The organism is Sphingomonas sp. SORGH_AS_0438, assembly GCF_031453475.1.
GTDB lineage: Bacteria > Pseudomonadota > Alphaproteobacteria > Sphingomonadales > Sphingomonadaceae > Sphingomonas.
The window spans coordinates 3,174,024-3,197,546 of record NZ_JAVIZS010000001.1 but is presented as its reverse complement, the minus strand read 5'-3'; the positions used below and the strand labels follow the sequence as shown (position 1 = coordinate 3,197,546).

General features: G+C 67.7%; 18 protein-coding genes. 16 read left to right on the top strand and 2 right to left on the bottom strand.

Features of this window, described 5'->3' with window-relative positions; genetic code table 11:
* Positions 1 to 33 precede the first annotated feature (33 nt).
* From QE452_RS15025 to QE452_RS14990, 8 genes are all read left to right on the top strand, one after another.
* Positions 34 to 2,631, top strand: a complete 2,598-nt coding sequence (locus QE452_RS15025; protein ID WP_309659453.1) for a S8 family serine peptidase — start codon at positions 34 to 36, stop codon at positions 2,629 to 2,631.
* 453 nt (positions 2,632 to 3,084) lie between these two features.
* On the top strand, positions 3,085 to 4,341 hold the full coding sequence (locus QE452_RS15020) for a TolC family protein (protein ID WP_309730332.1): 1,257 nt from the start codon (positions 3,085 to 3,087) through the stop codon (positions 4,339 to 4,341).
* 31 nt (positions 4,342 to 4,372) lie between these two features.
* Positions 4,373 to 4,894, top strand: a complete 522-nt coding sequence (locus tag QE452_RS15015) for a PEPxxWA-CTERM sorting domain-containing protein (protein ID WP_309659455.1) — start codon at positions 4,373 to 4,375, stop codon at positions 4,892 to 4,894.
* A 78-nt stretch (positions 4,895 to 4,972) separates the two neighbouring features.
* Positions 4,973 to 6,736: a type I secretion system permease/ATPase gene (locus QE452_RS15010; protein ID WP_309659456.1), complete on the top strand. Its 1,764-nt coding sequence runs from the start codon at positions 4,973 to 4,975 to the stop codon at positions 6,734 to 6,736.
* A complete protein-coding gene (locus QE452_RS15005) occupies positions 6,733 to 8,094 on the top strand; it encodes an HlyD family type I secretion periplasmic adaptor subunit (RefSeq protein ID WP_309659457.1) in 1,362 nt (453 codons plus the stop codon). The genes QE452_RS15010 and QE452_RS15005 overlap by 4 nt, the downstream gene beginning before the upstream one ends.
* A gap of 256 nt (positions 8,095 to 8,350) precedes the next feature.
* Positions 8,351 to 8,533 carry a hypothetical protein gene (locus QE452_RS15000; RefSeq protein WP_125996011.1) on the top strand — a complete coding sequence of 61 codons (183 nt, stop codon included), beginning with the start codon at positions 8,351 to 8,353 and terminating at the stop codon, positions 8,531 to 8,533.
* A gap of 41 nt (positions 8,534 to 8,574) precedes the next feature.
* Positions 8,575 to 9,012 (top strand): MucR family transcriptional regulator, encoded by a 438-nt coding sequence (locus QE452_RS14995; protein WP_309659458.1) that lies wholly within the window; start codon positions 8,575 to 8,577, stop codon positions 9,010 to 9,012.
* A gap of 248 nt (positions 9,013 to 9,260) precedes the next feature.
* Entirely contained in the window at positions 9,261 to 9,725 is a 465-nt protein-coding gene (locus tag QE452_RS14990) for a hypothetical protein (RefSeq protein ID WP_309659459.1), read from the top strand.
* A gap of 105 nt (positions 9,726 to 9,830) precedes the next feature.
* Here QE452_RS14990 and QE452_RS14985 read toward each other — a convergent pair whose 3' ends face one another.
* Positions 9,831 to 10,478 (bottom strand): hypothetical protein, encoded by a 648-nt coding sequence (locus QE452_RS14985; RefSeq protein ID WP_309659460.1) that lies wholly within the window; start codon positions 10,476 to 10,478, stop codon positions 9,831 to 9,833.
* A gap of 1,038 nt (positions 10,479 to 11,516) precedes the next feature.
* Between QE452_RS14985 and QE452_RS14980 the strand changes: the two genes are divergently transcribed.
* The 8 genes from QE452_RS14980 (at position 11,517) to QE452_RS14945 (ending at position 20,507) form a co-directional block, all read left to right on the top strand.
* Positions 11,517 to 12,896, top strand: coding sequence for a glycosyl transferase family protein (locus QE452_RS14980; RefSeq protein WP_309659461.1), 1,380 nt, complete (start codon positions 11,517 to 11,519; stop codon positions 12,894 to 12,896).
* Positions 12,897 to 13,204: 308 nt separating this feature from the next.
* A complete protein-coding gene (locus QE452_RS14975; protein ID WP_309659462.1) occupies positions 13,205 to 13,870 on the top strand; it encodes a hypothetical protein in 666 nt (221 codons plus the stop codon).
* A gap of 72 nt (positions 13,871 to 13,942) precedes the next feature.
* Entirely contained in the window at positions 13,943 to 14,857 is a 915-nt protein-coding gene (locus QE452_RS14970) for a sulfite exporter TauE/SafE family protein (RefSeq protein ID WP_309659463.1), read from the top strand.
* A 47-nt stretch (positions 14,858 to 14,904) separates the two neighbouring features.
* Positions 14,905 to 15,624 (top strand): TIGR02186 family protein, encoded by a 720-nt coding sequence (locus QE452_RS14965; protein WP_309659688.1) that lies wholly within the window; start codon positions 14,905 to 14,907, stop codon positions 15,622 to 15,624.
* 169 nt (positions 15,625 to 15,793) lie between these two features.
* Complete coding sequence (locus QE452_RS14960) at positions 15,794 to 17,431, top strand: ATP-binding protein (protein WP_405052806.1); 1,638 nt, start codon at positions 15,794 to 15,796, stop codon at positions 17,429 to 17,431.
* Positions 17,432 to 17,479: 48 nt separating this feature from the next.
* Complete coding sequence (locus tag QE452_RS14955) at positions 17,480 to 19,552, top strand: S9 family peptidase (protein ID WP_309659465.1); 2,073 nt, start codon at positions 17,480 to 17,482, stop codon at positions 19,550 to 19,552.
* Complete coding sequence (locus QE452_RS14950; RefSeq protein ID WP_309659466.1) at positions 19,549 to 20,106, top strand: DedA family protein; 558 nt, start codon at positions 19,549 to 19,551, stop codon at positions 20,104 to 20,106. Before QE452_RS14955 ends, QE452_RS14950 begins: the two co-directional genes overlap by 4 nt.
* Positions 20,103 to 20,507, top strand: a complete 405-nt coding sequence (locus tag QE452_RS14945) for an acyl-CoA thioesterase (protein ID WP_309659467.1) — start codon at positions 20,103 to 20,105, stop codon at positions 20,505 to 20,507. The genes QE452_RS14950 and QE452_RS14945 overlap by 4 nt, the downstream gene beginning before the upstream one ends.
* Positions 20,508 to 20,825: 318 nt before the next feature.
* On the opposite strand, the gene ppc is transcribed toward QE452_RS14945, so the two are convergent.
* Entirely contained in the window at positions 20,826 to 23,504 is a 2,679-nt protein-coding gene (gene ppc, locus QE452_RS14940; protein WP_309659468.1) for a phosphoenolpyruvate carboxylase, read from the bottom strand.
* Between the last annotated feature and the right edge of the window lie 19 nt (positions 23,505 to 23,523).

Below are 23,523 nucleotides of genomic sequence, written 5' to 3'. Positions count from 1 at the left end.
CTTTTCCATGATCGCCAATCGAAAGACCGTGACATGACCGTCCAGACGTCGCCGTTGCCCAGTTTCCAGGCCCCCAGGAACCTGTCCTACGACATGCGGACCGGGCAGGCGGTGACGCTGGCGATGCCCATCTATGATCCCGGCGCCGTCGATGCCGAATATGGGCCGCAATGGCATCTGGGCTATCTCGGCGATCTCGCCAAGGTGTGGCAGGACTTCACCGGCAAGGGCGTGAAGGTCGGCCTGTTCGACGACGGCGCGCAGAGCTGGCATTGGGATCTGGCGCCGAACTACGACTCCTCGAACAATCTCAACGTCAACGGCACGATCGTCGATGGCAGTTGGAGCGGCCCCTATCACGGCACGGCCTGTGCCGGGATCATCGCCGCGGCGAAGAATGGCCGGGGCGGCGTCGGCATCGCCTATGATGCCAGGCTGACGGCCATCGGATCGATCTATTCCGGCTGGTCGCCCGCCTATGTCGATGGCGTCGATTTCTGGAAGGCGCTGACGGCGGCGGCCTATCAATATGACGTCGTCAACAACAGCTGGGGCGGCGGCGACGTCTCGATCGCCACCGCCAACTCCCGGTCCTTCGAGGGCAGTGCCGCCGCGCGCTACGCGAAGGGCTTCGCCGCGATGGCCGAACTGGGCCGGGGGGGACTCGGCACGATCACCGTCAAGTCGGCGGGCAACAGCGCGGCCGATAACCAGAACAGCGGCGAGGACACCACCCGGCACACGATCATGGTCGGCGCCTATCGCCAGGTCGATGGCGTCGCGGCCAGCTACAGCAATTGCGGTCCCAACCTGCTCGTTTCCGCACCGTCCAGCGATCGCGGCTCGATGGGGGGCACCGGGATCGTGACGACGGACATCCTGGGGGCCGGCGACGACGGGATCAACTGGTGGGACAGTCTGTACGACGCCAATCCCAATGCCGCCAAGTCGGACTATACCAACTGGTTTGGCGGCACCTCCGCCGCCGGGCCGATGGTGTCGGGCGTCGCCACGCTGATGCTCGATGCCAATGCGGGGCTGGGCTGGCGCGACGTGCGCACCATCCTGGCGCAGTCGGCCAAGATGTCGATCGCCTTTGGAACCGGGCCGGTGGCTTATACGGGCTTCATCTCGGGGGCCGAGCGCACGGTGCTGATGAACGAGCGCCAGTTCGCGATCGGCGGGCAGGCAGCCCATGTGAATGGCGGCGGCCTGCATTACAGCAACGATTACGGATATGGCGCGGTCGACGCCTATGCGGCCGTGCGGATGGCCGAGGTCTGGTCGCTGTTCGGCCCGGCCAAGACCTCCGCCAACGAGGTCCATGCCGCGATCTCCACCCAGGTCGAAAGGACCGTGACGGGCGATCCCACCGCGCTGGCGACCGAGCATGTCGCCCAGCGCGGCTTCGCCAGGGAGCCGGTCCGCTTCTCCTTCGAGGTCGGCGACGCGGTGAAGGTCGAGAATGTCGACCTGACGCTGCGCTTCACCTGCAAGATGATCGTCGCAGATCTCGATCATGGCCGTGCACCGACGGTCTACACCTCGGCCATGGGGATCACGCAACTGGGGCTGGTCGCACCCGACGGGACGACGATGTTCACCTCCGCACCGGGCAACTGGATAGGGGTCGATGGCGCGCAGGAATTCACCTTCGGCCTCGCCAACTTCCAGGGCGTGCTCAGCAAGGGGACGTGGACGCTCGAATTCGCCACCTATGCCGCGGCGATCGATCGCGACGGCCGGCCGGGGGTCGTGACCGCCGAGCTGACGGTGCACAGCCTGACGATGGACCTGTACGGATCGACGCCGACGAACGACGATGTGTACAGCTACACTAACGAGTTCTTCACCATGGCGGCGATCGACGGCGAGCAGAGCCGACGGGTGCTGAGCGACACCAATGGCGGCACCGACTGGATCAATGCGGCGGCGGTGTCGAAGGACGTGGTGGTGTCGCTGGTCGGCGGCCAGGCGACCAGCTTCGGCGGAGACAAGGCCTTCACCATCGATCGCGCCACGCTGATCGAGAATGCCGTGACCGGCGACGGCAACGACGTGCTGATCGGCAACCGCGCGGGCAACAGGCTCTACGGGATGCGCGGCGACGATGTGCTGAACGGGGGCATGGGTGACGACCTGCTGTTCGGCGGCACCGGCCGCGACCGGTTCGTGTTCGATGCGCGCAGCGGCCATGACACGATCCTCGACTGGAGCCGGGGCGACATCATCGCGACCGCCCGGGCCTTGAAGGGCGAGGGGGCGGACGGCACGCTGACGGTGGGGGCGAATGCCACCTTGCTGCTCGACGGCACCGCCAACGGCAACACCGTGCTGCTGGCGGGTGCCTCGGGCGCGAAGCTCCAGGCGCTGGGGCGGCAGGACGGCTATTTCTATTATGCCTATGTCGCCGCCGCCGCCGCCGATGCCGGTCGGGTGGTGCAGGAGGCGGCCGGTCAGCCGGGCGTGGTGGCCGCCGGCCTGCTCGACCAGCTCGTCGCCGCGACCGGCGGGGCCGCCAGCTTCGATGCGCAGGGGACGCATACACCGGCGAACGACGTGGAGGCCGGCTTCTACCTGTACGACGCCATGGCCGGATCGATGAGCGGGGGCGTGCAGCTGTTCGCGTGATCCCGGGCCTCCAATCCTAGATCATGACAACTGTGCCATTTTGGTAATGTAAAAGTCATAATCCAGGATAATTTTCGTTGATCGCTGCGGTGCAGCGCCATAACCTTGCTCCAGATCAATGAGGTTGACGACGAGCTTCTGCTTCGGTCGTCTTGCTTATCCGCTTTCGTGGAGGTGTATACTTGCTCCGAGTCCTTGGCGTTGCTTCGATCCTGCTCTGCGCGACCACCCCGGTCCGCGCCGAGACATTGGTCGATGCGATCGTCGATGCCTATCGGAACAGCCCGCAGCTCCAGGCGCAGCGCGCCCAGCTGCGGGCCCTGGACGAAAGCGTGATCCAGGCCGGGGCGCCCTATCGGCTGAGTGTCGGCGTCACCGCGACGATCGGTTATAACGACCGGCTGCAGCGCAGCGCGATCGATCCCGGGTTTCGCGCAGTTCCAGCAGCGATCGATGGGCACGTCGCTGTCGGTGGGCCAGTTGCTGAGCAGTGGCGGCCGCACCGCCGCGCAACTCTCCGCCGCCGAGGCCGATGTGCTCGCCGGCCGCGAACGGCTGCGCCAGGCCGAGAACGAGATCTTCTACCAGGTGGTCGACGCCTATATGGCGGTGCTGCGCGACGGCGAGCTCGCCGATATCCAGGCGCGCTCCGTCGCATCCTATGAGCGGCAGGTCGCCCAGGCGCGGGCGCGCGAGGCGGAAGGCGACCTGACCAGGACCGACATCGCCCAGGCGGAGGCGCAGCTGCTGATCATTCGCGCCGCCCTGGCCCAGACCCAGGCCAGCCTGGAGCAGAGCCGGTCGCGCTTCGCGGCCCTGGTCGGGCGCAATCCCGGCACGCTGGTCGCGCCGCCGCCATTGCCGGGCCTGCCTGCATCGATCGACTCCGCCTATCATGCCGCGACGCAGGACAGCCCGCTGCTGTGGCAGGCGGTGCTGGCCGAGCAGGCCAGCCGCCACCGCATCGCCGCCGAACGCGCCGAGCGCAATCCGACGATCAGCGCGCAGGGCAGCTATGGCTATGTCAATCCGCTGGGCTTCCAGACCCGCGACCTGGGCCGCACCTTCTCGGGCGGGATCACGGTGACCATGCCGATCCTGGGCCAGGGCATGATCGGATCGCGCGTCCGCGCCGCGATCGCCAGCCAGCAATCCGCCGAATTCCAGGTCGAGGACACGCGCCGCTCGGTCGCCGCCGGGCTGCTCAACGCCTGGAACCAGACCGTCACCGCGCAACGCCAGATCGCCAGCGGCGAGGCGGCGGTGGCCGCCGCCCGCCTTGCGCTCGACGGCGTGCGGCGCGGCTTTGCCGAAGGGTTCCGGTCCAATTTCGAGCTGATCGATTCCGAACAGCGGCTGCTCAACGCGCAGGTGCTGCTCGCCAATGCGCGCTACGGCCTCTACACCGGCCAGGCGCTGCTGCTGGCGCAGCTCGGCCGGCTCGATGCGGCCGCGCTGACCCCCGGCGCGCCGCGCTATGACGCGACCGACAATCTGCGCCGGCAAAAGGCCGCGCAGGTCGGGCCGTTCGTGCCGATCGTCCGCGCCTTCGACCAGCTTCAAGTGTCGAGCGGCCATTCGCGCCCCGCACCCGTGCCCGCCGTCGGGCCGGACGTCCGTTTCGCCCCCGCATCGCCCGCCGCGTCCACCGATGGCGGCGCGCTGGCCCGGGGCCTGCCCTTTCCGGCCGATGGCCGGTCTGATCGCTGAAATTGGGTTCAAAAAAAAGGAGGAGAAAGCCATGAAGTACAACCTGACGCTCGCCGCAGTCGCCGCGCTCGCTTCGGTCGCTTGCCCCGCCGCCGCCTCGGCGGCCGATTACAAATTCGCCCTGACCGGTGATTACACCGCCAGCTGGATCCTGTCGGACGCCCCGGAACTGGTGGCCGCGTCCGACCAGGGTCTCAGCATCGCCGATGTCGCCGGGACCTTCCCCGGTTCGACCGCGGGCCGCGCCTATCTGGAATTCTTCTCGGCGGGCAATGGCGGCGGCCTGAGCATCTTCGACAACGACTCGCCCGCGCTTCTGGCGAGCCTGGCGGGTGCGCAGCTCTATACCGGGATTTATAACGGGGCGGACTGGAAGCCGACCTGGAAGATCGGCAGCTTCACCATGGCCAGCGGCATCGGCGCGGGTGCCTATACGCTGACCATCTCGGCGGTGCCGGAGCCGTCCACCTGGGCGCTGGCGATCCTGGGCATGGCGCTGGTCGGCGGCGCGCTGCGCAGCCGCCGGACGCGGGTCAGCGTCCGCTACGCCTGATCGGCGGACTTCGATCGGGGGCGGCGCGCGTCGCCCCCGATCTCCTTCCGCGGCCTGTTTTGGGATCAGACACGCACCATGAATCATCCCTTCGACCGCAACCATCCGGTCGACTCCGCGCTCGGCGCCGCGCGCCGGCATCTGGTCTATGCCGCGGTCTTCAGCGGTCTGCTCAACCTGCTCTATCTCGCCCCGACGATCTTCATGCTCCAGGTCTATGACCGGGTGGTGCCGACGCGGGGAACGACGACGCTGTACGCATTGATCGCGATCCTCGCCGTGTCGCTGATCGTGCTGTCGCTGCTCGACCTGGCGCGTATGCGCCTGCTGCTGCGCGCCAGCATCCGGCTGGAGAAGCGCGCGGCCGAACCGATCCTGCACCGCATCCTGGGCGCGACCACCGCCAGTGCGGGCGAGCGGTCCGCCGCGATCCGCAATCTCGACACGCTGCGCAGCGTGATGACCGGCCCGGCGATCCTGGCGCTGTTCGACGCGCCCTGGGCCCCCGTCTACATCATCGTCTGCTTCCTGCTGCATCCGGCGCTGGGGGCGTTCGCGCTGTTCGCCTCGCTGCTGCTCGCCGCGATCGCGCTGGCCAGCGAGCATGCGACCAAGCGCGGCGCGGCCGAGGCGCAGATGCGCGCCGGCATCCAGACCCGCATCCAGGATTATGCGATCCAGACCGCCGAGGTCGCCCGCGCGCTGGGGATGCGCCAGGCGGTGGTGCAGGTGCAGTTGCGCGACCGCGCCGACCTGGTCGGGCGGCAGGCGCAGCTCGCCGCGACCTCGGGCGGCTATCTGGCGGTGACCAAGTTCCTGCGCCAGCTCTTCCAGTCGCTGGCGCTGGGCCTGGGCGCGTGGCTGGCGGTGCGGCAGAGCATCTCCATGGGGTCGATCTTCGCCGCCTCCCTGCTGGTCGGGCGGGCGCTGGCCCCGGTCGAGCAGATCCTGGGATCGTGGAAGAATGTGCTGGCGGCGCGCAGCGCCTATGCCGGCCTGTCCGACTTCCTGCGGCGGCCCGACGATACCGCGCCGCGCACCGCGCTGCCGACGCCCAAGGGGCATCTGAGCCTGAGCGGCGTCAGCGTCCAGGCGCCGGGCAGCGACCGGATGCTGCTGCGCGACATTGATTTCACCGCCACGCCGGGCGAGATCGTCGCGCTGGTCGGCCCGAGCGGGGCCGGCAAGTCGACGCTGCTGCGCGTCATGGCGGGCGCGCTCGCCCCCGACACGGGCGAGGTGCGGATCGACGGCGCCAGCCTGACCGACTGGGACCGCGAGGCGCTGGGCCGCGCGGTCGGCTATATGCCGCAGAGCCCGTCGCTCTTCCCGGCGACCGTCAAGACCAACATCTCGCGCTTCGCCGCCGTGCATCTTGGCGCCGGGCCGGAGCTGGACGCGATGGTGGTCGACGCCGCGCAACGCGCCGGCGCGCATGAGGTGATCCAGCATTTCCCGCAAGGCTATGACACGATGCTGGCGATCCGCGAGGCGGGCGGCCTGTCCGCCGGGCAGCGGCAGCTCGTGTCGCTGGCGCGGGCGCTGTTCGGCCGACCGTCGCTGCTGCTGCTCGACGAACCCAATGCCCATCTGGATGTGAATGGCGAGGCGATGCTGATGAAGACCCTGGCGGCGCTGCGTGCGCAGGGGACGACGATCATCGTCTCCACCCATCGCAACAGCCTACTCCAGGTCGCCGACCGGATGCTGCTGCTGCGCGACGGCGCGATCGAGGCGGTGAATGCCCGGCCGCCGGCGGCGAATGCGGGCGGGGGCGGGGTGCCCGGCGGGATCGTGTCCAGCCTGTCGCCGGCCGCCGCATCCCGGGAGGCGCGGGCATGACCGCCGCGACGCTCTCCGCGCCCCAGATGACGCCACAGCCGGCGGGCCCCGCCCTGGACGATTCGCCGCGCCGGGCGCTGCTGCTCGGCGGCATCACCGCCTTCCTGTTCTTCGTGGTCTTGGGCGGCTGGGCCGCGCTGACCCGGCTCGACGCCGCCGCCTTCGGGCAGGGGCAGGTGACGGTCGCCGGCAACCGCCAGCTGGTCCAGAACCGCGCCGGCGGCAATGTCGAGGCGGTGCTGGTCCATGACGGACAGCCAGTGAAGGCCGGGCAGGTGCTGCTCCGCCTCTCCGCCGCCGAGGCGGTGGCAACCGAGCGGGCGCTGGCGGCGACGGTGATCGACCTGCAGGCACAGCGTGCGCGCCTGGAGGCGGAGCTGGAGGGGCGGCCGATTCGCTGGCCCGCCGAGTTCTCCAACGTCGCGCCCGCCGATCGTCCGCTGGTCGAGCGCGCCGAGCGGCTGCAACTGGCCCAGGCGCGGGCGCGTCAGGCGCTGCTCGGCGCGACGCGCAGCGTGCTGCGCAAGCAGGAGGATCAGGTCGCCCAGCAGGCGCGCGGCTATGCGGCGCAGGTCGATGCGACCTCGGTCCAGCGCGCCTCGCTGCGCGCGCAGCTCGACAGCACGCGGCGGCTCGCCGAACAGGGCGTGGTCTCGCGCAACAGCGTCCGTGCGCTGGAACGCTCGATCGCCGAGCTGGACGGCAGCAATGCCGATTATGCCGCCCGCACCGCCTCGCTGCGCGAGCAGATCGCCGGCACCGAGCAGCAGGTGGCCGAGACCGCGCGCCGGTCGATCGACGATGCGGCGCAGCAATTGCGCGACACCCAGTTCAAGCTGAACGACGCGCTGCCGCGACTGGCGGCGGCGCGCGACCAGGTGGAACGTACGCTCGTCCGCGCGCCGGTCAGCGGCCGGGTGGTCAATCTGCACCTCTTCTCGTCGGGCGCAGTAGTGACGCCGGGCCAGCCGATCCTGGAGATCGTGCCCGACCATGTGCCGCTGATCGTCACCGCGCATTTCGCGCCCGACGACATCGACGGCGTCCGCGCCGGCCTGGCGGCGGAGGTGAAGTTCCTGTCGATCCACCAGCGCGACCTGCCGATCCTGACGGGCCGGATCCGCACCGTCTCCGCCGACAGCCTGCGCGACGAAGCCAGCGGCGCCAGCTACTTCACCGCCGAGATCGTCGTGCCGGACAGCCAGCTCGCCTTGCTGCGCCAGGTCCGGGGCGGCGATACCGGGGTACGGCCGGGCGTGCCGGTACAGGTCACGGTGACGCTGCGGCCCCGCACCGCGCTCGATTACCTGCTCGAACCGCTGACCGAGGCGACGACCCGCTCCTTCCACGAGCGATAGGGTGAGGAACGGGATGGCCTGTACCGAGCGGCCATCCCGTTCCGATCGGCCGCTTGCCTCCGTCGCCGCGCGTCGTCTCTGGCGCCGGGACGCACCCGGCGCGCGGCGTGGCCCTCTCATAGGATCGAATGTATCGATGGTTCAGGATCGGCCTCAACAGGGGGCCGTCGAAATCGATCGCGGCGGCCTCCGAATCGGCTTCCACCCTTGCCGCACCGCCCATGCATGTTAGGGTGGCGTCATGTTGAAGACACGAATGAAGCGGCTGAACATCAGCCGTGAGCGCGCGGCGGCGCAACTCACGGCGATCGAGACTTCGATAATCGCGCTGGCCGATGAAGATTTGCTTGATTTTGCCGATATCTTTCGGTCCAAGCCGGATTCGGTGCTTGGCCAATTGGCCTTGGCCGAAATGAAGAAGCGCAATATCAGGCTTTGATCGCGCCGACGACTTTCGCGACGACAACATGAGTATGATGCATGAGTGATGAACTGAACGCCGTCGAGCTCGCCACCGAGCTGACCATCGCCTGGCTGGGCAATCCCAACACCCGCACCACGCCGGACGACGTCCCCGCCTTCCTGCAATCGATGCACGAGGCGGTGTCGAAGCTGGCGACCCCGGCCGAGCCGGTCGCGGAATCGGGCAGCCAGGAGCATGTGCCGGCGGTGAGCGCCCGCAAGTCGCTGGCCTCGCGCGAGCACATCATCTCGATGATCGACGGCAAGCCGTACAAGACGCTGCGCCGCCATCTGGCGACCCATGGCCTGACCCCGGACGACTATCGCCAGCGCTACGGCCTGCGCGCCGATTATCCGATGGTCGCGCCCGCCTATAGCGAGAGCCGCAGCGCCATGGCCAAGACCATCGGCCTGGGCCGCAAGAGCAGCCGGTCGGACGAGGCCGGCGACGCCTAAGATCGTCGATTTCCCGCGGCAGGGCTGATCCCTGCCGCACCGTCGGGAGCGGTCGGATGGGAAGCCACCGGCCGCACCGACATGCGGGCACCCGGTCGGCGTTTGCGCGGGGCCTTCCGGCTGATCCGGCGCGGCAGCCGGAGGCGGATCAATCCTGTCGACAGGGGCACCGTGACCGGGGTGCTTCGATGCGCGCTGCTATTCCCGCAACGCCGTGTCTCTTCGGTCCGGTTTCGCGATAGTGCCGCATGCCGCGCTTCGTCGTGGTTCTCGGCGATATTCGGGCGGCCAGTCCTGCCTTCGATCGCCTGGCCACCTTCGCCTCGCACCTGATCCTCCAAATGCGCCGCCGTGAAGCGGTCGCCGATCCGGTCGCGTTCGGGGCAACGCCGGACATGACCGAGCTTGGAACGCGGAACATACAGAATCAATTCGATGCGGGGCAGACGTCCAGCCGCAACGCGCCGGTGCAAGTCGCTCCGATCGAGGTCAACAGGCTGTTCGCCAAGGCCTGGACCAATGACCCCACCAAGCGCGCCTTGTCGAGTCGGCGAGCGGTGCCCGATCGTGAGCAGCGCAGCGGATATGGGGTATGTATCGTCGACGTTGCCTCCAACGTCACTCGTCAAATCGCTACCTGGCACCCGAAGCAGGATCGCGACGCCGGACCATCGTCCCACCATCCCCTATGCCACGATCCAATCTATGGATAGCCGACACATACGCGGCGAGACGGCGAAATTTGCCGATAAATGACCGCTACATTCAGGGTGTCAGGATCAATCCAACTCAGTTTGAAATTATTTCAAACAGTAAAATCATTCATTATCGATAATCGGAGGATTTGCATAAAATGCCTCCGTGGCAGAGATGGCGATGGATTTTGCACGGTTGATATCGAAGTCATGATCGGACTGGATCAGCATATTGACCGATAGATTTCCCCCGATGCTACTGGTGTCCACCCTCAGCCTGCCTGCCTCGGACTTAGAATATCGAATGGACATGCTTCCGCCCCGTATCGGGAAACTGGAAAAGGGCAATTCCATCCTTGAAGAGGGTTTCGTGGGGAACGAGTAGTCCGAAGCCATCATTTGAAGCGTATAATCTCCACATATATACAGTACCGAATAGCCATTCAGTTTTCCATCGCGTTCGCGCGGAACGCCGCGAGGATGAGTTGCCGCTTGACTGCAGCCTTCTAGGAAAAGCGTATTGGGAGATACATAGCTGCGGAATCCAGCCTCTGCCGCTGTTTTGCTGATTTTACTATATTTATCAAAGATAGACTGACGATTTTCTACCGAATAATTGGTTAAAATAGTTGTTTGATTAATAGCCTGTGAAATTTGAGATTTTGGCAGTTGTTCTGAAGCCATAGCTGATTGTGTGCGTTCTATAAGAGATTTATTGTTTGGAAAATTAGGTGATTGTACGGCTTGAGACAAAAACAATGCATACAACATTGCTGATCCTCCGATTACGTTAAATCATCCTTCCCCTATCATGCAGCTGTGCGCTTAGCTTATTCGACAAAAATTTATTATCATTTAGATTTTATATGTATAATAGTGTCTGTTGATGCTCTTATTTTACGTCATGCATGGCTTATTTCAACCTGACAGAGTGGAATTGTCGGTTAATAGATTTTCGAATGCCAATACGGTATTACTTTATCATTTGTTGATTCAAAGAGGTAGCTGTCGTTCATATAACGACTGATCACGCTGCAGGGTTATCTCGTGGACTCACAGATGTTGTCCGATGGTCTATGTCATTTGCGGTTCGCGTTGAATCTGCGCAATATATAGATTGCTGGTATGCTGCTTCGTCACGGTGATAGGCGTCAAGCTCTCGGCGGCGCTCTTCTAGGGCGAGGATGATTGAGGCAGCAGGGTCGGCTGCCAGCCCACCGATCGTTCGAACCAGGACAGCCAGACTTTTTGTCCGTTTCCAGCACCTTCCATCCCGGTCGATCCCGCCCTATCCAGGCCGCGCTGTTCCCATTTTCATGACCAGCCACAATCCGGCGTGCCGGCGACGCGGCCGATCGATGGCCGCACATTGAGCCCGATCCCGGCTTCGATATGCTCTCACGCGTCTGCGGCATCCCTCCTGCGCGGCGGGGCGAGGGCGTGTCAGGGATAAACCCTCCGTAATGGATGTATTGCCCGAACGCCGTTTCTGTATCACCGGGGGACGGATTCCGGTCGCGACTTGAGGGCCGGTATGGATATGCTCCGGAGCGAAGGGCTGAGGTCCAGTGACGCGGGGCCATCAAACCTGCTCGCTAAACTGTTCGTGAGAAAGGATTGGCCGCGCCGTCAGCTACGCGACGACGCGGCCGTGCCGTGCTTGGACCGGCACCGATCCCGAAAAGGGGGAGGGATCCGGACTTGAACGCGCCACCACCGCTTTGGTTCTCGCCAGACTCCGTTTCGGACAAGTAATGATCCATCGCGGACCGGAAGGCCTTGGGGACAGGCTGGTCGGCGGAGGGCGGCATGATGGATGCGATCGGCGCGCTTGACCGCGTGCTGCAGGAACTGACGCTGTTCGCCGCAGTCGGCCTGGCCATGGGCGGCGTGGACGAACTGCTGGTCGACCTGATCGCGCTCTGGCGGTGGTGCGCATCGCCGTCGCCGTCGCCGTCCCCGATCACGAGCGAGCGACACGCCTGCGGCCGGATGGCGGTGTTCGTACCCGCCTGGGAGGAAAGCGAGGTGATCGGCGCGATGCTGACGACCGCGCTGCACCATTATGACCATCCCGATTATCGCCTCTATGTCGGGGCCTATCCCAACGACCCGGCGACGATCGCGGCGGTGCGCGGGGTGATGGCGCGGGACGATCGGGTGCGGCTGGCGATCCATTCGCGGGATGGCCCGACCACCAAGGCCGATTGCCTCAACATCCTGTGGCACCGCTTGCTCGCCGACGATCGCGAAACCGGGACGTCGACCCGGGCCGTGGTGCTGCACGATGCCGAGGATGTCGTCCATGCCGATGAGTTGCGGCTGTTCGACGCGCTGATCGAGCATTGGGCCGTGGTGCAACTGCCGGTCGTGCCGCTGATCCGGCGCGATGCGGGGGTGATGGGGGCGCTGGTCTCCGGAACCTATGCCGACGAGTTCGCGGATGCGCATCGCCGGGTGATGCCGGTGCGCACCTTTCTGGGGGCGGCGATGCCGCTGGCAGGTACGGGATGCGCGATCGACCCGGCGATGCTGGCCCGGATCGCTGCGGCGCGCGGCGGTGATCCGTTCGATCCGGTCAGCCTGGTCGAGGATTACGAACTGGGCCTGCGCATCGCCGAACTGGGCGGGCGCGGATGTTTCGTGCGTCGGCGCGATGCCAGCGGTCGGCTGATCGCGGTGCGCGCCTATTTCCCGCATCGCGTCGCCGATTCGGTCCGGCAGAAGTCGCGCTGGCTGGCCGGTATCGCCTTCGCCGGTTGGGATCGGACCGGCTGGGGGCGGGCCCGCGCGATCGGCGAGAACTGGATGCGGATGCGCGACCGTCGCGGGCCGCTCGCCTTGCTCATCCTGCTCGCCAGCTATGTCGCGCTGCTCGGCTGGGGCGTGCGCTGGTCGCTGGATCATCTGATCGGGCTCGCGGCACCGGTCCTTCCCGACGGGCTGATGGCCGTGCTGGCGGTGAACGGGATGCTGCTGGGCTGGCGGCTGGTGATGCGGGCGTGGACGACCGGGCGGGGCTATGGCTGGCGACAGGCGCTGCTGTCCGCCCCGCGCCTGATCCTGGGCAATTACATCGCGTTGCTCGCCGGCCGGGCAGGGGCCGTGCGCTATGTCGGGATGTTGCGCGGCGCAGCCCCCGCCTGGGGCAAGACCCGGCATGACTTTCCAGCGGTGGCCGAGCGGTGACGGGCGGCCGGCCGTTCCGCTTCCTGGCCACCACGCTCGGCCTGTGGATCGGCGGCCGGGTGTTACTGCTCTGGCCCGAGATCGACTCTGTCGCGAAGGTGGTGGAGGCGATCGTCCCGCCCGTAGCGGCGCTGGCGATCGCGCCGGAACCCCCATTATCCACAGCCCATCCTTCCACGTCCACCAAGAGCTGTGTGCAAAAGTTATCCACAGCTTTTCCCCAAGACATACCCACAGCGCCGATGGTGGCGCAGGCCCCTGATAGTCCGACGCCCGAACCGCCGGCCGTCGACCCGCCAAGGCCCCTGTTGCTGCCCGAACGGCCGCTGCGGCATGCATTGGCGGCCTCGCGCTGGACGGGAAGCGGCTGGCTGATCCTGCGCGGCGGTGCGCCGCTCGCGAATGCCGCCCAGCTTGGCGGCGCACAGGTCGGCGGGCGGATCGGCTATGCTTTGGACCGGGACCGGCACGTCGCACTGTCGATCCGCGCCATGGCCCCGTTACATAGGCGCGGAGCCGAGGTCGCGGCCGGCCTCGACTGGCAGCCGACGCCCGCGCCGGTGCATCTGCTGGCGGAGAAGCGGATCGCGGTGGATGGCGGTCGTGGCGGCACGAGCGTGACGCTGGTCGGCGGGCTCGATCCGACCCGCATCCTCGGCGACTGGCGGATCGAGGGCTATGGCCAGGCGGGGATGATCGCCCGCCATGGCATGTCGGCGGAGGGCTTCGCCGATGGCGCGGTGCGACTGAGCCGGCCGGTGATGGAGCGCGGCGCCACCGGGTTCGACCTCGGCCTCGGCCTGTGGGGCGGCGTGCAGCGCGGCGCGGGGCGGCTGGACCTCGGCCCCAGCCTCGCGCTGATCGTGCCGGCGGGCGAGCGACGGCTGCGGTTCACGCTCGACTGGCGGCAACGGGTGGTGGGGAATGCGGCGCCCGGTTCGGGGCCGGCATTGTCGCTCGGCACCGACTTCTGATCGCCCGAAAAACCGGCGGCGCAGGGGACGGCGGGGGTTGGGCTGAGCGACGACCCGCGCTACCAGCACCGGGTGGACCTGTATTTGCCCATCGCCAATCTGTCGGTCAACGCGCTGGTGATCGTGCTGCTGGGCGGCGGCGTCGGCCTGTTGTCGGGCATGTTCGGGGTCGGCGGCGGGTTCCTGACCACGCCGCTGCTGATCGTCTACGGCATCCCGCCGACCGTGGCCGCCGCCTCCTCCGCCAGCCAGGTGACGGGGGCGAGCGTATCGGGCGTCTTCGCCCACCTGCGGCGCAAGGGCGTCGACTTCAAGATGGGCGGCGTGCTGGTCGCGGGTGGCATCACCGGCACCTTCGCGGGGGCGTGGATCTTCCGCCAGCTCCAGGCGCTGGGCCAGATCGATACGGTGATCGCGGTCGTCTATGTGGTGATGCTGAGCTGGATCGGCGGCACCATGGCGCGCGAGGCGACGACCACCATCCTGCTCGCCCGGCGCGGCCAGCCGCCCCGCCCGCGCAAGCGCCGCCACCATCCGCTGGTCGCGGCGCTGCCGCTGCGCACGCGCTTCTATGCGTCGGGCCTGTATATCTCGCCGCTCGCGCCGCTGATGCTCGGCTTCGTCACCGGCATCCTGACCATCCTGCTGGGCGTCGGCGGCGGTTTCATCCTGGTGCCGGCGATGATCTATCTGCTCGGCATGGCGACCAGCGTGGTGGTGGGGACCAGCCTGTTCCAGACGCTGTTCGTCACCGCCATGGCGACGATGGTCCATGCGACGACGACCAAGGCGGTGGATATCGTGCTTGCCGGGCTGTTGCTGATCGGATCGGTGACGGGCGCGCAGGTCGGCGCGCGGTTCGCGACGCGGGTGAAGCCCGAATATCTGAGGCTGGCGCTGGCGGTGATCGTGCTGCTGGTCGGGGTGCGTATCCTCCTGGGGCTGGTCTGGCGGCCGGAGGAGATCTTCACGGTTTCGGTGTCGTGACGCGGGGCTGGCCGGGCCTGGCGCTGCTGCTCGCCGCGCCGCTGCTGATGGGCCAGGCCAAGCCGGTGCTGGTGCCCGACGTGTCGCAGCGGCAGGTCGACATCGCCTATTCCTTCACCGGCGCGGACCTGTTGCTGTTCGGCGCGATCCTCTATCCCGGCGGCCGCGTGCCGGCGGGTGAGCGGCCGGCGGACATCGTGGTGGTGGTCAAGGGCCCGACCCAGTCGATCCTGCTGCGCGAGAAGGAGAAGGTCGCCGGCATCTGGGTCAATGCGCAGAGCGCGCGCTATCGCTCCGCGCCGTCCTTCTACAGTGTCGCCTCGTCGCGGCCGATCCGATCTCTGGTCGACGATCGCACCCGCGCCATCTACGAACTGGGGCTGGACAGCCTGCAACTCTCCCCCACCTCGACCGCGCCGCCCGATGTACAGGCGCGGTTCGGACGCGGGCTGGTCGAGCTGAAGCAGCGCGCCGGCCTCTATGTCGAGGCGCCGCGCGCGGTGGAGATCACCGACGGCGTGCTCTACCGCGCGCGCGTCACCATCCCGGCGCGTGTGCCGGTCGGGCGTTTCACCGCCGAGACCTTCCTGATCCGCGACGGCCGGGTGCTGGCGGCGGCGGTGCGCGATATCGACATCCGCAAATCCGGGTTCGAGCGATTCGTCGCCCGCGCCGCCGACCGGCACGAGCTGGTCTATGGCCTGGTCGCGGTGATGCTGTCGGTCGGGCTGGGCTATCTGGCCGGCTGGGTCGCGCGACGCCTGTAGCGGCGGCGATTAAGCGCCGCGCGCAAGGCCTTGGATTGTTTCGATGCGCGCGCAAGGACGAAGGAAAGCGCCGGCGGGGGCCGTGCGCACACGCTTCCTTTACCTCCGGCAGGGCATTGAAGCGGAACGCAAATTCCATGCGCTCTGCGAAAGGCCGTCCATGACCCTGATGCCCGGCAGCGATGCCTTCGCCCGCATCGCGCCGTCCGACCCGGAGGCCGCGATCGGCCGGGTGGTCGCGATCGACGGCGCGTCCAGCCGGGTGACGATCGATCCGGTCGCCATCGATCGCCTGGGGGAGGATGCCGACCCCACGCTCGCCGCCGCCGGACAGGTCGGCAGCCTGGTGCGGATGCGGATCGGCGCCACCTGGCTGATCGCCAATATCCGCGCGCTGCGGCTGGACATGGCGGACGGCGCGATCGTCGCCGATATCGATTTCCTGGGCGAGGGCGACCAGGACCAGGCGACCGGCGCGCTGCATCGCTTCCGGCGCGGCGTCACCCGCTATCCAATACCGGGCACGCCGGTATGGCCGGTCACCACCGCCGACTTGCGCCAGGTCTATGCCGCCGGCGACACCGCGCAGATCGGCATCGGCACCGTCTATCCGACCGAGGATATCCGCGCCTCGCTGTCGGTCGATGCGATGCTGGGCAAGCATTTCGCGCTGGTCGGCTCGACCGGCACCGGCAAGTCGACCGCGACCGCGCTGATCCTCCACCGCATCTGCGACATGGCCCCGCACGGCCATATCCTGATGATCGACCCGCATGGCGAATATGCCGCCGCCTTTCGCGGCAATGGCGCGATCCTGGACGTCGGCAATCTGCAGCTGCCCTATTGGCTGATGAACTTCGAGGAACATTGCGAGGTGTTCCTGACCGCCGCCGGGGCGGACCGGCAGGTCGATGCCGATATCCTCGCCAAATGCCTGCTCGCCGCCCGCGCCAAGAGCCGGCTGGGGCAGGAGATCGGCAAGCTGACGGTCGACGCGCCGGTGCCCTATCTGCTGTCCGACCTGACGGCGATCCTGTCGCAGGAAATGGGCAAGATGGACCGGGCGGGCGACACCGCCCCCTATCTGCGGCTGAAGGCGAAGATCGACGAGATCAAGGCCGATCCGCGCTACGGCTTCATGTTCTCCGGCCTGTTAGTGGCGGATACGATGGCGGCGTTCCTGGCGCGAGTGTTCCGCCTGCCGGGCGACGGCAAGCCGATCGCGATCATCGACGTGTCGGGCGTGCCGTCGGACATCACCGCGGTGGTGGTGGCGGTGCTGGCGCGGATGACCTTCGACTATGCGATCTGGTCGCGCGCCGAGCCGCGCCGCCCGATCCTGTTGATGTGCGAGGAGGCGCATCGCTACGTCCCCGCCGGGGCCGACACCGCCTCGTCGGTCGGGCGCATCTTGGGGCGGATCGCCAAGGAGGGGCGCAAATATGGCGTCAGCCTGGGGCTGGTGACCCAGCGGCCGTCCGACCTGGCGGAAGGCGTGCTGTCGCAATGCGGCACGATCATCGCGATGCGGCTGAACAACGAGCGCGACCAGGCCTTTGTCCGCGCGGCGATGCCGGAGGGCGCGCGCGGCTTCCTCGATTCGATCCCGGCGCTGCGCAACCGCGAGGCGATCATCTGCGGCGAGGGTGTGACCATCCCCTTGCGCGTCGCCTTCGACGCGCTGGAGGAGCCGCGCCGCCCGGCCTCGGGCGACCCGCTCTTCTCCGAATTGTGGCGCGATGTCGGTGGCGAGGAGGGGATCGTCGCCCGCACCATCCAGCGCTGGCGCGCGCAGGGGCGGGGATAGAAAGGCACCCCCCGTCGACTTCGCGGTTTCGGGCGTTATGGCAGTCGCATGACCGATCCCCAGCCGACTCCCCAGCCGCCCGTCGCCGCGCAGCGCCCGCACAGCTTCACCCGGCACGGCGTCACCGTCGACGACCCCTATGCCTGGCTGAAGGACCCGGACTATCCGGAGGTCGGCGATCCCGACATCCTCGCCTATCTGGAGGCGGAGAACGCCTATTTCGAGGCGGTGATGGCGCCGCACCGGCCGCTGGTCGACCGGCTGTACGAAGAGATGAAGGCGCGCATCAAGGAGGATGAATCCTCCGTGCCGCAAAAGGATGGCGACTGGCTCTACTGGGCGGCGTTCGAGACCGGCGGGCAATATCGCAAATGGTGGCGCAAGCCGGTCGCGGGCGGCGCGGACCAGTTGCTGCTCGACGAACCCGCGCTGGCGGAGGGCAAGGAATATTTCAGCCTGGGCGCCTTCGCCGTGTCGAACGACGGCCGCCATCTGGCCTATGCGATCGACGACAACGGGTCGGAACGCTTCACCATCTACGTCAAGGACCTGGCCAGCGGCGCGCTGCTGCCGGAGACGATCCCCGGCATGTTGTCCGACATCGTCTGGACCGCCGACGACAGCGGCTTCCTCTATGGCCTGGCGAACGAGCAGTGGCGCACCGACAATGCCCGCTTCCACCGGCTGGGCACGCCGGTCGCGCAGGATGTCGAACTCTATCGCGAGGCGGACGAAGGATATCGCGTCGCGGTGGCGGAGACGAGCGACCGGCAATGGCTGGTGATCGGCACCGGCGACCATGTGACCAGCGAGGTGCGGCTGCTGCCCGCGAACGATCCCCTGGCCGCGCCGATCCTGGTCGCGCCGCGCCAGCCGGGCCGCGAATATGATGTCGACGCGCATGACGGCACGCTGTTCATCCACACCAACGACACCGATCCGATGTGGCGGCTGTGCACCGCGCGCATCGACGCGCCGGGCGAGTGGCAGGAGCTGATCGCACCGGACGCGCGCTTCTACATGACCGGGGTGGAATGCTATCGCGACTTCTTCGTGGTCGAGGGGCGCGAGGACGGGCTCGATCAGATTGCGATCCACCGCTACGACGACCCCACCACGCCGCAGCGTATCGTCTTTCCGGAGGCGAGCTATGCCGCAGGGCTCGGCGACAATCCCGAATATGCGGTCGACCGGCTGCGGCTGGGCTATGAGTCGATGGTCACGCCCGGCACCGTCCAGGACTATGACGTCGCGACCGGCGCGCTGACCACGCTGAAGGTGCAGGAAATCCCCTGCGGCTATGACGCGGCCAAATACCGGACCGAGCGGCTGAAGATCGCGGCGCGCGACGGCACCGAAATCCCCGTGTCGATCGTCTATCCGGCCGGCTTCGTCCGCGACGGGTCGCAGCCGCTGTTCCTCTATGCCTATGGCGCCTACGGCCATGCCATTCCGCCGGGCTTCTCGACCGGGCGGTTGAGCCTGCTCGACCGGGGCTTCGCCTATGCCATCGCGCATATCCGGGGCGGCGACGATCTGGGCCAGCAATGGTATCATGACGGCAAGCTGGAAAAGCGCACCAACACCTTCAACGACTTCGTCGACGTGGCCCGGGGCCTGATCGCGGACGGCTGGACCAGCGCCGGGCGGATCGCCACCGCCGGCCGGTCGGCGGGCGGCGAGCTGATGGGTGCGATCGTCAATTCGGACCCGGAGCTGTGGGGCGCGGTGATCGCCGACGTGCCGTTCGTCGACGTGCTCAACACCATGCTCGATGCCGACCTGCCGCTGACGCCGGGCGAATGGCCCGAATGGGGCAATCCGATCGAGGACAAGGCGGCGTTCGACCTGATCCGCAGCTACAGCCCCTATGACAATGTCCGGGCGCAGGACTATCCGCCGCTGTTCATCTCGGGCGGACTGAACGACCCCCGCGTCACCTATTGGGAGCCGGCGAAATGGGCGGCGCGGCTGCGCGCCACCAAGACCGACGACCATATCCTGCTGCTCAAGACCAATATGGGCGCGGGCCATGGCGGCAAGTCGGGCCGGTTCGAATCGCTGCGCGAGGGCGCGGAGGAACATGCCTTCGTCCTGTGGCAGCTCGGGATCGAAGGGTGACGCTGCCCGAACTGATCGCCCATTACGGCCTGCCCGCGCTGTTCGTCGGCGCGGCGGTCGAGGGCGAGACGGTGGTGGTCGCCGGCGGGGTGGCGGCGCATCAGGGGCTGTTGCCGCTGGTCGGCGCGATGATCGCCACCGCCACCGGCAGCTTCGCCGCCGACCAGGCCTGGTTCGCGGCGGGGCGGCATTTCCGCGATCATCGCCGCGTGCAACAGGCGCGCGCCAAGCCCGCCTTCGCCAAGGCGATCGAATGGCTGGAACGCTATCCGATCGGCTTCATCTTCGCCTTCCGCTTCCTCTACGGCTTACGCACCGTCAGCCCGATCGCGATCGGCACCACGCGGGTTCCCGCCCATACCTTCGTGCTGGTCAATGCGGCGTCGGCGGCGATCTGGGGCGTGGTCTTCACCGGCATCGGCTATCTGTTCGGCCATGCGTTCGAGCGGTTGGTCGGGCGGATCACGGCGCACTGGCCCTGGGCGGTGGCGGCGCTGGCGGTGGCCGCGATCACGTTCGCTTGGTTCCGCTGGCGGAAAGGACGACAGGCATGAGCCGCTTCACCCAGGTCATTACCGCGCAAGACGCCGACATCGACATCCTCGGCCATGTCAACAATGCGGTCTGGGTGCGCTGGATCCAGGATCTGGCGGGCGCGCATTGGGCGGCGGTGGCCCCGCCCGACCAGCAGGCGGCCTATATCTGGGTCGTGACCCGGCACGAGATCGACTATCGCGGCAATCTGGCGGCGGGCGAGTCGGTGACGGCCGAGACCTGGGTCGCTTCGCCGCGCGGCGCGCGGTTCGACCGGCACGTCCGCTTCACCGGCATGGACGGGCGGGTGAAGGTCGAGGCCGTGACCACTTGGGCCCTGATCGACCGCGCCACCGGCCGGCTGCTGCGCGTCCGTCCCGAAATCGCCGAACGGTTCCTGTCGGACACATCAGGGACATAATGTGGCAATGCGGATGGTGTAGGGCCGGCTTGCAGTCAGCAACCGCTGCTGTACACATTCATTGTGTCACTACGGGCTACGGGCGACGTCTGCATCCGGCAGGCGTCGCCCGTGGTTTGTCCGGGGTAGTGCGGCAGCGGTTTTCGCGAAGGGGCGAAGGGTTTCGAAGCAGCACCGTGCCTCTTCTTCCAACCTGTTCCCCGGCGAAAGCCGGGGCCCAGTTGGGAAAGTTTTGGTAACGGAGCGCTGCACCTCGTCACCATCGTCCCCCAACTAGGCCCCGGCCTCCGCCGGGGAACGAGAAGAGGGTGAAATCCTTCACCCCGAATTGCGCAACCCCGTGGCGATGGCGTTGATCGACAGCAGGATGCCCTCGCCGATCCGCTCGTCCTGCTCGCCCGCGCGATGGCGCTTCATCAGTTCGATCTGGAGCAGGTTGAGCGGCTCGATATAGGGCAGGCGCAGCCGGATCGAGGCCTCTAGCGCCGGGCTCTTCTCCAGCAGGCGCGACTGGCCGGTGGCGGCGAGCAGCCCCGCCTCGGTCAGGCTCCAGGCGTCGCGGATCGTGTCGAAATGGCGGCGCAGGCCCGGCTCGACCAGATCGGCATAGCGCGCCGCCACCGCCATGTCGGACTTGGCGAGCACCATCTCCAGATTGGCGAGCGTCGCCGCGAAGAAGGGCCAGCCCGCCGCCATCTCGGCGAGCAGCCCCTTGTCCTCGAACGCCGCGATCGCCTGGCCGACGCCGTACCAGCCGGGCAGCATCACCCGCGCCTGCGCCCAGCTGAACACCCAGGGGATGGCGCGCAGATCCTCGATCCGGTCCGACTTGGTGCGGCTGGCCGGGCGGCTGCCGATCTTGAGGTTGGCGATCTCCGCGATCGGCGTCATCTGGCGGAAGAAGGTGCGGAAATCGTCCGATCCATAGACCAGGTCGCGATAGTGGCGGAACGCCGCGCCCGACAGGCGGTCCATCGCGTCGGCGAAGGTCGCGCTTTCGCGCTCCGAAAGCTGCGGCGGCTCCAGGCTGGCGAGGATCGCGGCAGAGGCCATCGCCTCTAGATTGGTCATGGCACTTTCGCGCGTGCCATATTTGGCGGCGATCACCTCGCCCTGTTCGGTGATGCGGATGCGGCCCTGCACCGTGCCGTGCGGCTGCGCGCGGATCGCGGAGAAGGAGGAGCCGCCGCCACGCCCCACCGCGCCGCCGCGCCCGTGGAACAGCTGCATCCGCACGCCGGCCTCGGCGAAGACGGGGGCCAGCGCGGTTGACGCCTTGGACAGGCTCCAGGTCGAGGTCAGATAACCACCGTCCTTGTTGCTGTCCGAATAGCCGATCATCACCTCCTGGTTGCCGCGCTGGCGGGCCAGCGCGGCGACCTCGGGCAAAGCGAACCAGCCGGCCATGATGCCGGGCGCGGCCTCCAGATCCTCGATCGTCTCGAACAGCGGGACCGCCATCACCGCCGCCTGCGGGGCCTCGCCCGCCGCGCCGGGGCGGTAGAGGCCGGCCTCCTTGAGCAGCAGGTGGATTTCGAGCAGGTCGGACACCGACTTGCCCATCGAGCAGATATAGCGCGCGATGCAGGCCGCGCCGTAGCGGGCATGCGCCGCCCCGGCGGCGCGCACCACGCCCAGTTCGGACGCGGTCTCGTCCGAATAGCCGTGATAGGGATCGACCAGCGGCCGAGGCGAGGCGAGCTCGCGGCGGAGCAATGCGACGCGCGCGTCCTCGTCCAGCGCGGCATAGTCGCGCTCCACCCCCGCGACCGACAGCAGTTCGGCGACGACGCGCTCGTGCACGGCGCTGTTCTGGCGCAGGTCGAGCGTGGCGAGGTGGAAGCCGAAGATGTCGACCGCACGGATCAGCCGGCCGAGCGCGCCGCTCGACCCCAGCGTGCCGCCGCCGCGCGTCGCCAGCGCCCGCGCGATCGCGACCAGATCGGCGCGGAACGCCTGCGGATCGGGATAGCGTTCGCCCTTCAATGCGCCAGGGCGGGGCGGGGCCTTGCCGGTCAGCGCCTGATAGGTGGCGGCGAGGCGGGCGTAGATGCCGGAAATGGCGCGGCGGAACGGCTCGTCCTGGCGGCTGGCGGCGGTGTCGCCGCTGGCATCGGCCAGCGCCAGCACGGCCGGGTCGACCTGCGCGCGGAGCGAGGAGATGGACAGTTCTGCGCCGAGCGCGTGGAGCGTGTCGAGATAATGGCCGATCACCGTCTCGGCGGCGCGGGCCAGCGCCAGCGTCAGGCTGTCGGCGGTGACGTTGGGATTGCCGTCGCGGTCGCCGCCGATCCAGCTGCCCGGCTTCAGGAAGCTCGGCACCCGGCCGCCCAGCGCCCGGTCCCAGCGCTGGTAGAGCGCGGGCATCGCCGGCAGGAACACGTCGCGCAGATAGGAGAGCGTCGTCTCCACCTCGTCCGCCACGCCCAGCCGTTCGCGGCGCAGCGCCCGCGTCTGCCAGAGCAGCGCGACTTGGCGCTGGATCGCCTCGTCCACCGCATCGCCGTCCGGTGTCTCGGTACGGCCGGCATCGCGCATCGCCATCAGCTCGGCGATGCGGTTGCGATGGTCGATCATGCTCTTGCGCCGCACCTCGGTCGGATGCGCGGTCAGCACCGGCATCACCAGGGCTTCGGACAGGAGCGCGGTCACCTGCGCGCGGTCGATGCCCCGGCCGGCCAGCCGCTCCAGCGCGGCGGCGACATCGGCCCCCTGTTCGGCGGCGATGCCCTGGCGATCCTCGGCCAGATTGGCGAGCATCGAGAAGAGCATGAAGCCGCGCACGAAGTCGATCGTTTCGTCCAGGTCGAGCCGTTCGAGCTGGAGGTCGACCGTCGCGCCGTCGCCGCCGTTGCGGTGCCGCTCGACCGAGGCGCGGCGGATCGTCTCCGTCGCCTCGAACAGCGCCTCGCCGCCATAGTCGCGGATCACGTCGCCGAGCAGCGTGCCGAGATAGCGGATGTCGGGGTTGTTCGCAATCGAGGGAAGACTGGCCATGGCGCCTCTGCTGCGCTGC